This is a genomic window from Rhodococcus sp. NPDC056960 (genome assembly GCF_042674125.1).
Classification (GTDB): Bacteria; Actinomycetota; Actinomycetes; order Mycobacteriales; family Mycobacteriaceae; genus Rhodococcus_F.
This window is the reverse complement of record NZ_JBHURF010000031.1, coordinates 25,704-40,119: the sequence shown is the minus strand read 5'-3', so window position 1 is coordinate 40,119 and position 14,416 is coordinate 25,704. Positions and strand designations below refer to the sequence as shown.

Here is a 14,416-nt window from a genome sequence, read left to right as displayed (position 1 = left end):
TCCGGCGACTCCGAGTGGCGTCGCTCACACAAGATAGTAGTTCACACGACTATCGGAAACTAGACTTAATTTGCCGAGTTCTGGCGATGCATGTTCCCGCTGCGCCACATGATCGGCAGGTGCGCGAAGCCGGCCTCACCGTCGACGGTGACCGCCGCCAGGTTCTCGCGATGGCCCGCTTCGATCGGAAGTCCGTCGCAGTACACGTCGCCCGAGTCCGCGAGGTCGAAGACGTCGTATTCCACTACATCACCACGACGGGCACCGAATCCGAGTCCGTCGCTGAATCCACGGTTGTAGCCACCACCGCGACTCGCCCATGCCTTGTCCGGATGGGGAGCCGCCTCGATGGCGAGCTCGGCGCCGTCCTCCAGCGTGACCCGCAGCCGGGCCTTGCGCCAACCGCCGGGCGATCTCTCGATATCGTGACCGATTGCGGTAACGCTCAGCGAAGAACCGTCATTCGCGTACACCCGCCCATCGACGTAGGGAGGCCTGCCGTCGGCATACTCGCGAAGCTGGACGAGTCCGCACCGGGTGGGGGTCGAGAAGTTACACCAGATCGTCAGACTACCGACACGCCGCGACAGTGGTGGCGGCTCCAGGCCGCCGACGTCGACACGGACACCCCAGGAGTGGTCGCGATCCCCCCACCAGTCACGGACGTTGAATCGTCGCCCCTCGACCTCAACCCACCCATTCCAGGATCCGACCTGGTCGTATCGAGTTTGCTCTTGAATCAGTCGATGCCCGGCCATTTCACGATGCTTGGCCTCCAGGTGGGCAGGACGCTCGGTGACGAATGCGAGTTCCGCCCGTACACGATGCGACGGCTCGTCCACCGTGAGCCGGATCAGTCGGAACGGATCCTCGACATCGATCGCGAAGCCACCGACCTGGGCCCTGTTGACGGTTGTGGCATCGGCGAGCACGTCGATCTCGGTCGACACCCGCAGGTTGTGCTGACGCGACCCGATGAGCACGTTGAGGAAGGCGTCGCGCGTCGCCATGTTGGGGTATCTGCCCGTTCCGGCGAAGAAGGCAACCGTTCCATCGGGGGCCAGACCCGAGAACCAGTAGCGATCGAAGAAGCGGTGATCGGGCGTCGCCACCACGGCGAACGGGTCCGAAGTCTGGTGAAACAAGCTCTCGTCGAGGGGAGTCAACATGCGTGTGCTCCCGTGACCGCGCGCGCCGAAGACACCGAACGCACCGCACGTGTGAGAAAACGTGGCGCGAGAAGAAGACCGGAGATTCCGTAGAGGACCTGGTCGGGGCTCCGCAGGAAGAGACTGCGCATCCGATAGGCGGACACCGCACGCCAGAAGTCCTGCCAGACGATGTACCAGACCAAGGCGTCGCCCGATGGTTCTCGACCGCCCGCCGCAACGTACTCGCGCATGAATGCGGTCCACGAATCGTCGTCGAGGGTGGGCCGGAGGTAGGCGAGATCTTCCACCGCAAGTCCGGCGTGACTACGTTCCCAGTCCAGGATCCCCGAGAGCTCGTCGCCCTCGATCAGGAAGTTGTGGGGCCCGAAGTCGCCGTGGACCAGTACCGGCGGATCGGCCGGCTCGGGGATCGCAGACTCGAGCCAGTCCAGCACCAGACGGAATGCCGGTGCCCAGGCATCGTCGCCAATCGCCCACAGACCGTCGAGCACCTCTCTTCGCTCGGCGAGCGCCTCCCGCCGGTCCTCAGCGGAGATCAACGGGGGCAATGGATTCGCATCGAACGCCTCCAGCTCTACCTGATGCTGCTGCGCGGCCGCTCGCGCCACCGACGCCAGCACAATCGCAGAAGGAGGGGCAAGCCACCCGTTCGGGTCGCCGGCGGGGGTACCGGAGAGTGCCGAGGTTGCGATCGCAGGGGTTCCGAGAGCCTCGCTGTCATACCACCACGGCTCCGGCACAGGGCAGCCGCTGCGGAACGCCGACGACAGGACGTCGTATTCGGCACGAAGGCCATCTGCCCGTCGCCCGGGCGCCACCTTACGGACGACGAATCGTTCGCCGGAGCCGTCGGAGTAGGTAGCTCGCGCCATCAACATTTCCTTCGAGAATCCGCCGGACAGCCGTCGGACATCCTGCACGGACGCCACGACGCGTCCCCCTCTCGGGTGGAAACCCAGAGCCGCAACAAGATCCGAGGCAGTGACTGTCAATTCCGTGGACGTGCCGTAGTCGATCGGGACGACGGCGCCGTCGAGTTCCTCACCGACGGCTGGGAGTTCGACCGCGAGGAGTTCTTCGATGCCCTGGGGGGCAGGCGTTGCCGCGCGCCTGCAGGCGAGGCCGTCGTCGAGTTCTGCTCGTCGTAGCAACGCGCGCCCCACCGTCAGCAGGTCGAACACCCTACTCGGATCGGTGTCGACGAGAGCCAACTCGGCTTGAAGAACGCGGGCTACCTGGGACGCTACCGAATGTCGCACTCTCGCACGGTAGCATCGTCAACAATAAACATCTAGGGTTAGACTATCGATAATTCGAATATCTGACCCGGATCCCAGAGGTGACCAGTGATCGACGAACGCACTCTCCATCCCGCGGACGAGACCTTGCTCCACCAGGCGCCATGGCCTTTCCTGTACACCGCGACCAGCGACCACCGATTCTTCGACCGGTACTGGTTCGCGGGCGTCAACCCCTCCGGGGAGTTCGGCTTCGTCGCCGGACTGGCCATCTACAAGAACATGGGAGTGTGCGACGGCTTCCTCTGCATTCTCGAAGGCGACCGGCAGCACAACGCGCGGTTCTCCCGGGCACTCGGCGACGACGTCGTCACGACGGGCGTGGGCGGTTTGACCGTGGACGTTGTCGAACCATTTCGGCAACTCCGCGTTCGACTGGCCGACTCCGACACCCCGCTCACTGCAGACCTCACGTTCACCAGCACGCACGAGCCGGCCTGCGAGGCACACTATGTCGACTCACGCGGCGGACGTGTCGGACAGGAAATCACTCGGTACCACCAGCCCGGCCGCTGGGCGGGGTCGATACAGTACCCCGGCGAAACGGTAGACGTCGACAGCTGGTGGGGTACGCGTGACCACTCGTGGGGAGTGCGGCCCGGTGTGGGAGGTTTCGACCGGTCGGTCGCAGATCCACAATCGGCGAAGTCCGCCTCGCCGACCTCGCCTGCCTCGTCGATGCTGCACATAGCTCTGGTCGTCGAGCACGACGACTTCTGGGTGTCGCTTCAACAGCGCGAAGACGGTGAAGGACGGATCACGTTCAGCGACGTCGTTGCCATGACCCGGGACGGGGTTCGTCTTCCGGTGGGCATTGCCGCCTTCGACGTGGACTTTCACCCGGGAACCCGGCAGTACGACGAGGTGACGCTACGACTGGTCGTCGGCGACGGGAAGGAGTTGCTGGTCAGTGCTACGCCGTTGATCCATGCCTGGGCGTACGCAGGGACCGGGTACGACGGCGGATACAGGGACGGGCGCGGCCTCGGCGCGTGGCGAGGTGCGGTCGCCGAATACGACGTCTATGTGCATGCGGATCGGGAGCAGGTGCTACTCGACGGTCAGCCGACACCGACCGGACATCGCGAGCAGCTCGCCCGGATGACGGTGAACGGTGTCGAGTCGACGGGCTATTGTGCCGTGATGACGCGTGGGACGCTCCCCCGGCGCGGCCTGTACGCCTGAGTCGCCTGGTTGCCGGTGCCCCCCGAACTCCGGCGGCACCGGCAACCCTCGTGGCGGAACGGGATCAATCGCCGAGTAACGCCGTCGCATGCTCGTCGAGCATCTCCGGCCGCGGCGTCTGCCACGGCACGAGCGAGCGACTTCCGACACCCCCGTCCACCGGGAGAACTACCCCGTTGACGTAGCGGCCGGCTGCGGAGCTGAGATACAGCACAGCATGCGCAATGTCCTCAGGCGTACCCGCTTTGGGAAGCGAGGGACCCCGCCAGGCATCCGGATCCTCCTCGACCGGATCGGCGGCGGCACGTAGGCCCCCGCCGTGATCTACCGCAATCCGGCCGACACGGATTGCGTTGCAACGTATGTCGAGATGCCCATAACTGCCCGCGATCGCACGCGTCATCGACTCGATCGCCCCCTTGCCGGTGGCATAGGTATCAAAGCCCGGCATCGCCTGTGCTGCGGCCATCGAGGAGATCATGACGATGCTGCCGGCACGCGCACCGAGCATGTCGGTCAGCGCTTCGCGCGTCGGCAGGTAACTCGACGTGACCGTTCTTTCCATCAAGGTCGCAAACGCAGTCGGCCGTACCGCACCCAACGGACCATCGACGTCGCGCGAGTGCAGCAGGTCGGTCGGGCCGGCGTTGTTGACGAGGACGCTCACCGGTCCGTAGCGCGACCTGACATCGGCGAACAGATCGGAAACCGAATTCTCATCACTTACGTCAGCGGGGGTGAAGTGCACGTCGCCCACCGCCCTCAGCTGCTCGACCGCGTGGCGCCCTCGCTCAGGATTGCGGCCGCAGACGACCACCCTGGCCCCGGCGCTCAGTAGCACCCTGGCCGTCTCGAAACCGATCCCCGCGGTGCCACCGGTCACGACTGCGACCTCACCGTCGAGCCGAAACGGATCCATTGTCATGAAGTCGCCACCCTGCATTTGTTCCGGCCGACGCCGGTGTCGACCGAGACCGGCCGTGTCGTGCGAATCCATCGCGATCTCATGTGAGTTCCTCCTCGACCGAACCTGCAAGCCTGTGAGCTACCGATCCCGGTGTGGGGCCCGTCCCGGACCCCTCACCGGCGGGAAGATCAGGCGGTGACGGCTCCGTGACCCATCTCCTGAGCCAGCGACTGCAGCTGGGTCGCGGTGCCCAGACTGTCCAGGTAGTCGGTGTAGCGATGAATCTTGCCGTCTCGCACCTCGAGAACGCCCGCAACACGGAAGTCCATGATCTTCGATCCGTCGCCCCGGTACATCGTGTCGACGCGCTCGGTGAAGACCAGGTCCCCCGCCGAACCGATATTGATCACATTGATGTCGCAGTACGCCATCCCGGTCTGCTCGGCGAGCGTGTCGAGGTACTTCAGTGAGTCCTCGAGGTTGGGATGGTGGTCGAACCCCACGCTCTCCCACTCGACATCTTCGGCGAGGCTCTCGCGATACGTCTTCTTGAACGACTCCAGGTCAGGTCCCATTCCCCGGAAGAAGTCGAGAACAAACCGTTCCTTGTCATTGCTGGGCGACACCATGCCAGATCCTCCAACTATCGAGTGGTAGATATTCCGAAACAAGACTATCAGTCGAGTGACGTGGGTAACAGATCGAATTTCAGACTCGACCGCCGAACTCGTTGCGCGACAGACGCCAGGAGGTCAGCCGATGATGCCGGGAATGACCAGTGGGTTGTGGTGGACGACTTCGCGGCGACCAGCCTGCCAGGCCCGCACCGCTTCAGCGATCGAGGGCTTGTGCAGATCGGCACGATCGAAGTGATGGGCATACCGCTTGACAGCGAGGGCCACCTCCGGATCCTCGGTCGCGACCTGCGACAGCAGGGCACCAGCATTCATGTCCTCCGGGGTCGGCCTCGGCACTCCGACGAGTTCGGCACCCTCGTACGCCCCGTCGGTGGACACCGCCATGGCGAAGACGGTGTCGATGACGCCCTTCATCGCCGCCTGCGCCCGATGCGACAGGCCGGCTACCGACGAGTTCGCAGACACGCTGCGCGACAGGGCAACCGCCTCACAAGCGGCTACCGACATGCCCTGACCGTACAGTGGGTTGAACGCCATGACGGCGTCACCGATCAATAGATATCCGTCCGGCGACCGCCGACGGTCCTCCCACATCCGGCGCCGGCTACCGCGGACTCGATACGTCACGATGTCGGTGAGAAACTCCGCCTTCCGAGCGATCTCCCCCACGATCGGACTCGGAGCGGCGTCGAGGTGTGCCATGAAGCCATCGAGGTCTCGTGGTGGATCCTGATTCATCATTCCGAGGCCGGCGATCAGATAGATCCCGTTGTCGGCGGGTACCGCTGCCGCACCACGACAGTTCCCGGGGTGCGGATGCGCCAGCACCCCCACTACCCCGTCGTCGAAGGCATCATCCGGCAGACGCACCTCGACGGTGGCATACCCGATGTGCGAACGCATTTCCTTCTCTTCCGGGGCTTCATATCCGAAATCGGCGAGCCAGTCGACCGATTTCGATACCCGGCCGGTGGCGTCGACGACGAGATCACCGTCGACGGTTGTGTCGTCGTGCAGCCGAAACCCGATTACTCGCGTCCGGTCGCCGGTCATCGACAGTCCCGTCGCCGCCGACTTGTGCACCGTGACATTCGGGAGAGACAGAACCCTCGCACGCACCACGTGCTCGAGCACCGGCCGACGCATCATCACCGTCTTGGTGCCACTGCGCACTCGCCCGGCCCAGCCGAATCGACCGAAGACCGCAAGATCTGCGGGAGAGTCGACCATGCGGGCGCCTGCGGCCTCGAAATCATCCACGATGCCGGGCAGCAGTTCCGACATTGCGTCTTGACCCGCGCCAAGTAGTGCGTGGACCTGCCTTCCCTGCGGCACCCCGCGGCGGTGCGCTGGTTCAGCAGGGAAGTCGTCCTTTTCGAGGATCGTGACCCGCTGCGCGTGGGGACTGACGGCGGCGGCGGACAGCAGGCCCGCGATGCCTCCCCCGGCAATGACAACCGAATCCAGACTCACTGTGCCTCCCGCGCGACCGACGATAGTTACGTTGACGATCAATAGTTTTTCATGCGAGTATCTGCTGCGACAAGGACCATAAACCAAGGAGGATCGAGTGATCATCCACCCGGGCGCAGAACCGCAAACCGACGACGAGAAGGCTGTCGTCGGCTTCCTCGATGACTGGGGACCCGGCGGGTGGCCTCACATGCGTGATTGCTACGACCGGTGGATGACCGATGATGTCTCGTGGGAGAACACCGGGTCACCTGCCACCAAGGGCAAGCAGGCTGCCATGGATTTCCTGACAACCCTGCACGACACCCTCGACATGGAGTACTGCACCGCGGAACTTCTCAACATCGCATCCCGGGGCAACACCGTGCTGACGGAGCGGATCGACCGCGTGCACACCGCCGACGGCAGGGTGGCGATCGAAATCCCGATCATGGGCACGTTCGTGGTCGAGGACGGAAAGATCGCTCGCTACGCCGACTACAACGCGGACTCCCCCATCCGGGAGCGATTCCCGCGGCACCACCACTGAACACCGTCGGACAGGAGTGGAACAATGACCGTTGAACCCCTCGAGCAGGCCGTTCGCCGGCTCGTAGCCATCGAAGACATCCGCCAACTCAAGGCCCGTTACTTCCGCTGCGTCGATTTCCGACTCTGGGACGAGTTCGCCGACCTGTTCACGGAGGACCTACAGGTCGATTTTGCGGAGTCGACGTCGTCACCCCGAGGAAAGCAAGAATTTCTCGCCAGCGTGGCCCGGCACTTCGAAACGGGATACTCCGTGCATCACGGCCACGTTCCCGAGATCGACGTCACCGACGATTCGACGGCCACCGCCACCTGGCCGATGTACGACCGGGTCGAATCTCCCAGCGACAGTGGATATGTGTCCCATGAAGGGTGGGGGCACTACACCGAGACCTACCGCCGGTGCGACGACGGACGGTGGCGCATCTGTCGCAGTCGATTGACTCGGATCGAGCGCCGCGAACTCCCGAAGCAGGGCGTCCCGTCGTGACCACAATCGGCCTCACTCTGCCTCAGCTAGGACCAGTCGTGTCGGCATCGCTGGTTCGCGACTTCGTGCAACAAGCCGATGAGATGGGCTTCGACAGTCTCTGGGTACAAGATCACTTCCTGTACTCGCTTGACCAGTCGGGTGACTACGGCGGTAGCGCCGCCAGCCAGCCCGACGTCTACCGCTCGGTGTGGGCTCCGACCGAGATGCTCGCCGCCGTCGCCACCTGGACGGAACGGCTGCAGTTGGGAAGCAGCATTCTCGTCGGCGGAAATCACTGGCCCGCTCAACTCGCCAACCGCTTGGCCACCATCGACCGAATCAGCAACGGTCGGCTGTCCGTGGTCGGCCTGAGCGTCGGATGGTCCGAGGAGGAGCACCGCGCGGTCGGAGTCGATCCCCGGACACGCGGCAAGCGCATGGACGAATTCGTTCCTGCGCTTCGCGCATGCTGGGGCGACGACCCGGTGGAGTATCACGGCGCCTTCTTCGACATCGGCCCGGTAATCATGCAGCCGAAGCCCACCCGGATTCCGCAATTCATGTCGGGTATGTACTCGAAAGCCGGACTCGCTCGAACCGCACGTGACTTCGATCTGTGGAACCCCGGTTCGATACCGATCGGCAATGTCGTGAGCCTCCTCGACGACATCAACAGCGTGCGTCCCGCTGGGAAGGCACCGGTGGGAGCGATCTATCGACTCGCCCAGCAGTCCACCGCGGGCAAGCGCATGTCCGTCGAGGAGATGACCACCCGAGTCGCGGAGTGTGCCACGGCCGACCTCGACGGAGTCATCGTCGAGACAAACTTCTGTTCCGAAATCACCACATCAGCAGCGTGGCTCGACGTTCTCAGTAAGCTCGAGCCGCTTGTTGACGCAGCGAAGGGATGATCACAATGATCACCACCATCGAACGCCTGACCCTCCGCGTAATCAGCGTGACGGTCGCCGCCGACGACGTCATCGAAGTGTCTTTTGCGCATCCGGACGGAGATCCCCTCCCCGTCTGGGAGCCGGGAGCGCACATCGAAGTGCATCTGCCCTCCGGACTGTCACGTCAGTACTCACTCTGCGGCGACACAGACGCCCGGTCGAAGTACACGATCGCCGTGCTGCGCGAGGAAAACGGTCGCGGCGGATCGAAGGAACTCCACGACGCCGTGCAGACCGGGGTCGAGCTGAGCATCCGCCTCCCGAGAAACAACTTTCACCTGGTCGAGGCGGACTCGTACGTCTTCATCGGCGGAGGAATCGGCATCACGCCGCTCATTCCCATGATCGAACAGGCCCGCAGAGCCGGCGCCACGTGGTCGCTCGTCTACGGTGGGCGCCGCGCGAGTTCGATGGCGTATCGCGACAAGCTCGTCTCTTTCGGAGACCAGGTAGACCTGTGGATCGAGGAAGAGCGCGGATATCCCGATCTGCCGGCCATTCTCGCTGATGCACCCGCTGGAACTGTTGTCTACACATGTGGCCCCAGCCCGATGATCGATGCCGTCGCGAAGGAGTACACCGCCCACAACCATTTGGGCGACCTGCACTTCGAACGGTTCTCCTCGAGTGGCCCGGTCGACACCAGCGGAGACTCGTTCGAAGTGGAGTTACGCCGGACCGGGGTCACCTTCACCGTTCCCGAGGGTGTCAACATCCTCGACGAGGTACGCAACGTGCTCCCCGATCAACCCTTCTCGTGCGAGGAAGGCTACTGCGGGGAATGCGAGACCAAGGTACTCGAGGGTGAACCCGACCATCGCGACGACTACCTGACTCCCGACGAGCAGGAATCCAGCGACGTGATGATGATTTGCGTGAGCCGCTGCAAAGGACGAAAGCTCGTCCTCGATCTCTGACGTGGTGATGCCCGTGTGGTAGACAGGTCGGCACATCGTCCGATACTCTAATGCTCAACATTCTATCAATCGTGCATGAGGAGTTTGCGGTGACAGAACGAGTGGAGACCTCAACCTGCCCAGTCGCCACACTTGACGACCTGCTGGCACTACGCCCCGACGTCGTGCGGTGTCCCTACGGCGCGTACGCCGCGCAGCGGGACAGTGAACCGGTCACCCACAACGAGCAACTCGGGGCCTGGGTCGTGACGCGACATGAGGATGTCCTGGACGTGCTGCGCGATGTCACCCGATTCTCGAATCGAATGGCCAGCGGTCCGAGTTCGGTGTCCAGCATTGCCCAGCAGATCCTGCACAACGACGACATTCCCGAGCGCACCCGTCGACAGGCGGCCCGCAGGATGGAACTCAGCAAATCACGTGTTCTGCTGTTTTCCGACCCGCCTCTGCACAAGCGTCAACGCTCGCTGGTGAACGCCGCATTCACGCCTCGCCGGGTGGCGGAACTCGATGGCGCGGTGAAGGAGTTGACGAACAGCCTCGTCGACAACTTCGCCTCGGACGGGACCGACATCGTCGAAGCCTTCAGCATGCCGATCCCGATGACGGTGATCGCCACACTCCTCGGAGTCCCGCCGTCACACATGAAGACCTTCAAGGATTGGTCGAACGCCTTCACACGTGGGGTCGGCGCCCTCTCCCACGACGTTGATGCCATCATCGAAATCTTCGACCAGGTGGATGCCTTCTACGACTACTTCACCGCGGAGCTCGACCGTCGACGCGAGCACCCGGTCGACGATCTCTTGAGCGACCTGCTCGCCGCACGACTCGACGGTGAAGCACCGCTGACTCTGCCCGAACTGCTTCAGATGCTGGTTCAGTTCCTGGTCGCCGGAAACGAGACGACCACGAACCTGCTGACCAGTGCCGTGTGGACCCTGGCCAAGGATCCCCAGCTGCAGGACGTTCTGCGTGAGGATCCCTCCAAGATCACGAACTTCCTCGACGAGGTACTTCGTCTCGAACCGCCCGTGCAGGGCATCTGGAGGGTCGCGGTCGAAGACGTGGAGGTCGGAGGCACACATATTCCCGCCGACAGTCTCATCTACCTCGTCACCGGCTCCGCGAACCGTGACCCCGCGGTCTACAGCGAGCCCGACGATCTCGACCTGGACCAGGCGAGGGCACGGCACCTGACATTCGGGCGCGGCGAACATTCGTGCCTGGGTATGAATCTGGCCAAGATGGAATCCAAGGCCGCACTGGCGGTGCTGCTGGAGCGGTGCCACAACATCGCTCTGGCCGACCCCGACCAGGACGTGACCTTCCACCGCAGCTTCGTGTTGCACGGCATCGAATCGCTGCCGGTCACCTTTTCGCCTGCCTCGGCCTGACGGATCGTCGCGGGGATCTGCCACGATGACAATGCGATAGTACGAACTCCATCCGGGAGTTCGTACTATCGCATTTTTGATCTGCGATCGAAAGTGCCGGATACCGCAGGTAATTTCGACTATTCGACCATGTCGCAATAGAGCATCAACAAGCAACCTTCATCGCGAGGAGAGACGGCAATGCAGCGATCACCCGAAGAGGTAGTTCTGCGGTACAACCACGAGTTCTGGAGTGAACGAAAGTTCGACCTTGCCGACGAACTCATCTCCGAGGAGGTGATCAGACACGAGGTCGGCAAGGTTGAAACGCTCACGCGAGCGGAATCACGACAACGTGCAATCGATTTCATGGCCGAGATGGACGACGCGCGATTCGACCTCCTCCACACCGTCTCGGACGGCGAGTTCGTGACAATTGTGTATGTATGCACGTTGGTTCCGAAAGAGGCCGAGAAGCAGGAGGTCTCCAGCATCGAGGTTTTCCGCGTCGTCGACGGACGAATCTGCGAGGTGTGGAACGCCGCGTACGAAGCAGGACGCTGGCGCTAGCGTCAGCCTTCCCTCGAGAGTCATCGCTCCAGAACAGGGACGTGATCAGTAGCTGCACCATTGACCAACCATCCACACATAGATAGTCTCTTATTAGACCATTTCTGTGACGCCTGCCACTTCCGCGAAGGAACTTCTGCACCATGACCTATCTGTCATACGTTCCAGACCCACCACGAGACGTTCTCGCCCCCGCGACCACGCATGATATTGCATTGGCAGTCGCGATCGTCGTCGCCGGCTTGTTCCTGATCTACGCACTCTACGACTTCATTCGACATCGCACTCCCGCGCTCCTGATGTGCGCTGTCGGTGGACTTCTCGCTGCACTCACCGAGCCGTTCTACGGCGTCCTCGGGCTTCTCAATTACCGCGAGGGCAACATCATGACGTTCGTGATGTTCAATTTCAGGGGAGATCCCACTTGGTCGACATTGCTCTACCCGGCTTTCGCCGGAGGGAGCGCCTACCTGTTCTTCCAGTTGTTCAAGAGCGGTTCATCGAAGAAGGAGTTCTGGCGTGCTGTCGCCGTAGTCTTCGGAGCAAATCTCATCATCGAGATCCCACTCACCGCCCTCAAGTTGTACGACTATTACGGTCCGCAGCCTTTCCAGTTCTACGACGGCGGCTTCCCGCTGTGGTGGCTCTTCACGAACCTGGGCGGGATTGCCTCGGGTGCACTGCTCGTGGTGGCCGAGAGACGGTTCGGCACGAGGGGCACACTCCTTGCAGTTCCACTGATACCCAGCGCTTTCGTCGCATGGGAAGTGTGGACCGGGTGGCCGACGTTTGCCGCGCTCAATCTGGGCGGAAGTGTCCTGTGGACGACGGTAGCGGCGGTGATCACGGCGGCACTCAGCATTTCGACGGCGTGGATGGTTGCAGAGTTCATGCTGCCGAAACCCCATGTGACCGGGGAAATCGCGAGCGAGCCGAGTCGGGCCGAAGCGCATTGACGGAATAGGTTCCTTCCACAGACGTTCTATGCCCGAGCCGAGTCATTCTCGGCTCGGGCATCCGCATATCACCGGCTACGGCGCGAGAGGGTCATCCAGGACCGGCCGGCCTCGATCCCATCCGGCGCTTTGCTGAATAGCGACGACCGTAGTTCGGCCCTCTTGCTCGTCTCCGACGCCGTCGAGACTTGGTACTGCAGATAACGCTCTGCAGGTCGACGCATTCTCGCGAACCACGTTCCGACTCAGAGGTTGTCGACGAGCTCCCAAACGCAGAGGCGCCGCATCCGCGGGATGTGCGGATGCGGCGCCTCGCCATCATCGAAGCGTCAGAGATCAGTCCGGTCAGCCGTACCGGCGAACCTCTCCAAGACCGTGACAATGCCGGCTGTACCGTTGACACGGATGCGGTCGCCGGTGCGAATCGCACGGGTACCGTTTCCGGTGTTGATGACGCAGGGGACCCCGAGTTCCCGAGCGACGATGGCTCCGTGGCTTGCGGTGGAGCCGATGTCGATGACGACAGCCTCCACGAGCGTGAACAGTGGTGTCCAGCTCGGATTGGTGATTCGACACACGAGGATGTCGCCGTCCTCGAAGAGGTCGTCGTCGTCCGCGTCGGTGGCCAATCTGGCCCGGCCCTCCACCACACCGCTGCTGGCGCCGATGCCGGCAATCTCGGTGATGTTCGGGTCGTAGTCGGAGGCGGGGACGGGTTCCGGCACGCCGTAGAAGGTCATCGGCAGGTCGACGGAATGATATTCCAGGCGACGGTCCCGCCGGAACTCGATCAGCTCACGCACGTGCGCCGGTGGCGCGCCGAGTTCTTCGATCGTAAGGAAGAACACGTCCTCCGGATCATCGACGAATCCACGGGCGGCAAGGTCAGCGCCGACGCGCCGGGCCGCCGCCCGGCAACCGTCGAGCGCAATGTGGTAGCTCGCCTTGCCCAACTCCAGATTCCGTACCTGCCGACCCGCTTGCGAGAAGAGGAACCGAGAAAGTCTCTGTTTCAGGGGGCCCATCGTTGCCATCAGCTGCGCCTCGGCGTCGAGGCGGGCCTCTCGTGCAGAGTCGGCGCGGCTGCCCACCTCATGAGTGGGACGGGCAGCCATCGACCGCGCCAGCGCGAGCAACGGTGTCTGGTCCTCGCGCCATGACGACGTCCAGACCATTCCCTCGTCGGGGCCGTAATAGCCGTGCAGCTCGAGGAACTCGGCCATGGTGAGCTGCTCACGGCCCAGTGCCCACATGTCATCGGCAAGCGCAGATTCGCTGACGTCGCCGTAGGCCGAGAAGACCGTCAGCGACAAGTCCGCACGCCCCGCCTTCTCGGCCATGCCGACGAGAGCGCCCTGGACCCCTTGCAGGAACGTTCGGGTACGAATATGCAGAGTCATCGTGTCGCGGAACCGGCTCGCCGCGTCGTGCAGATCGGCAAGGGGGTCGTCACTGCCGACCCCGTACAGGACGTCCCGCCGCCACCAGTCCACCATCTCCGTGTGGGAGCGCTGGAGCTCGCCCGAATGGCGACGGAACACTCGTGGCAACTTGACCAGCATGGCGGGGACGCGTCGGAGTGAACCCTTCCCGTCCTGCATGTCCGGGCGGACTGTGCCGCACACGTCGCGCTCGAAGTCATTCGGCGACGCGCCTGGTACGGCCCCCATGAAGTCGCGGACGTAGTCCACGTTGAGAGCGTGGCGCCCGTAGAAGACGTAGGTCTGCCGGAGATTCGGATCAGCGGGTAGGTGCACATCCTTCGGCTGCATGATCCCCATCTGGCACCACGCAGCCCGGACGGCCAACTCGAAGTTGTCCCAGACGCTCCAGTCGAGCGCCGTGAGGATCCCCGGTGTGACCTCGCTGGTGTTGGCGAGGGTCCAGAAGCGGTCCGGCTCGGACCACCCGTGGACAGGGTCGGACAGGTCCGCCGCGGCGGGGGTGAGAGCGTTCATCGACATGTGGGCC

The 14,416-nt window shown here is 63.3% G+C and carries 14 protein-coding genes; 8 read left to right on the top strand and 6 right to left on the bottom strand.

Annotation, left to right across the window (positions count from 1 at the left end; translation table 11 throughout):
• Positions 1–65 precede the first annotated feature (65 nt).
• Positions 66–1,169, bottom strand: coding sequence for a hypothetical protein (locus ACFTWF_RS36635; RefSeq protein WP_378465972.1), 1,104 nt, complete (start codon positions 1,167–1,169; stop codon positions 66–68).
• Positions 1,163–2,431 (bottom strand): phosphotransferase family protein, encoded by a 1,269-nt coding sequence (locus ACFTWF_RS36630; RefSeq protein WP_378465971.1) that lies wholly within the window; start codon positions 2,429–2,431, stop codon positions 1,163–1,165. Before ACFTWF_RS36630 ends, ACFTWF_RS36635 begins: the two co-directional genes overlap by 7 nt.
• Positions 2,432–2,518: 87 nt before the next feature.
• On the opposite strand from ACFTWF_RS36630, the gene ACFTWF_RS36625 reads away from it, so the two are divergent.
• On the top strand, positions 2,519–3,655 hold the full coding sequence (locus tag ACFTWF_RS36625; RefSeq protein ID WP_378465970.1) for a hypothetical protein: 1,137 nt from the start codon (positions 2,519–2,521) through the stop codon (positions 3,653–3,655).
• Positions 3,656–3,719: 64 nt separating this feature from the next.
• Here the strand turns inward: ACFTWF_RS36625 and ACFTWF_RS36620 are convergent, their stop codons facing one another.
• The 3 genes from ACFTWF_RS36620 to ACFTWF_RS36610 all read right to left on the bottom strand — a co-directional run bounded on the left by ACFTWF_RS36620 (position 3,720) and on the right by ACFTWF_RS36610 (position 6,673).
• Entirely contained in the window at positions 3,720–4,652 is a 933-nt protein-coding gene (locus ACFTWF_RS36620) for an SDR family NAD(P)-dependent oxidoreductase (protein ID WP_378465969.1), read from the bottom strand.
• Positions 4,653–4,750: 98 nt separating this feature from the next.
• Entirely contained in the window at positions 4,751–5,191 is a 441-nt protein-coding gene (locus ACFTWF_RS36615; protein WP_378465968.1) for a limonene-1,2-epoxide hydrolase family protein, read from the bottom strand.
• 123 nt (positions 5,192–5,314) lie between these two features.
• On the bottom strand, positions 5,315–6,673 hold the full coding sequence (locus tag ACFTWF_RS36610) for an FAD-dependent oxidoreductase (protein WP_378465967.1): 1,359 nt from the start codon (positions 6,671–6,673) through the stop codon (positions 5,315–5,317).
• 97 nt (positions 6,674–6,770) lie between these two features.
• Here ACFTWF_RS36610 and ACFTWF_RS36605 point away from each other — a divergent pair, with 97 nt between their 5' ends.
• The 7 genes from ACFTWF_RS36605 (at position 6,771) to ACFTWF_RS36575 (ending at position 12,445) form a co-directional block, all read left to right on the top strand.
• On the top strand, positions 6,771–7,202 hold the full coding sequence (locus tag ACFTWF_RS36605) for a limonene-1,2-epoxide hydrolase family protein (RefSeq protein WP_378465966.1): 432 nt from the start codon (positions 6,771–6,773) through the stop codon (positions 7,200–7,202).
• A 24-nt stretch (positions 7,203–7,226) separates the two neighbouring features.
• Positions 7,227–7,691 (top strand): nuclear transport factor 2 family protein, encoded by a 465-nt coding sequence (locus ACFTWF_RS36600; RefSeq protein ID WP_378465965.1) that lies wholly within the window; start codon positions 7,227–7,229, stop codon positions 7,689–7,691.
• Between the two features lie 38 nt (positions 7,692–7,729).
• Positions 7,730–8,584, top strand: coding sequence for a TIGR03619 family F420-dependent LLM class oxidoreductase (locus ACFTWF_RS36595; RefSeq protein WP_378465964.1), 855 nt, complete (start codon positions 7,730–7,732; stop codon positions 8,582–8,584).
• A 5-nt stretch (positions 8,585–8,589) separates the two neighbouring features.
• The gene (locus ACFTWF_RS36590) at positions 8,590–9,543 is read left to right on the top strand and encodes a PDR/VanB family oxidoreductase (RefSeq protein ID WP_378465963.1); all 954 of its coding nucleotides are present in this window, start codon (positions 8,590–8,592) and stop codon (positions 9,541–9,543) included.
• 89 nt (positions 9,544–9,632) lie between these two features.
• Entirely contained in the window at positions 9,633–10,940 is a 1,308-nt protein-coding gene (locus ACFTWF_RS36585; protein WP_378465962.1) for a cytochrome P450, read from the top strand.
• Positions 10,941–11,120: 180 nt separating this feature from the next.
• Positions 11,121–11,489 (top strand): ester cyclase, encoded by a 369-nt coding sequence (locus ACFTWF_RS36580; protein ID WP_378465961.1) that lies wholly within the window; start codon positions 11,121–11,123, stop codon positions 11,487–11,489.
• 143 nt (positions 11,490–11,632) lie between these two features.
• Positions 11,633–12,445 carry a hypothetical protein gene (locus ACFTWF_RS36575; RefSeq protein WP_378465960.1) on the top strand — a complete coding sequence of 271 codons (813 nt, stop codon included), beginning with the start codon at positions 11,633–11,635 and terminating at the stop codon, positions 12,443–12,445.
• A 329-nt stretch (positions 12,446–12,774) separates the two neighbouring features.
• Here ACFTWF_RS36575 and ACFTWF_RS36570 read toward each other — a convergent pair whose 3' ends face one another.
• Positions 12,775–14,409, bottom strand: a complete 1,635-nt coding sequence (locus ACFTWF_RS36570; protein WP_378465959.1) for a PEP-utilizing enzyme — start codon at positions 14,407–14,409, stop codon at positions 12,775–12,777.
• Positions 14,410–14,416 lie beyond the last annotated feature (7 nt).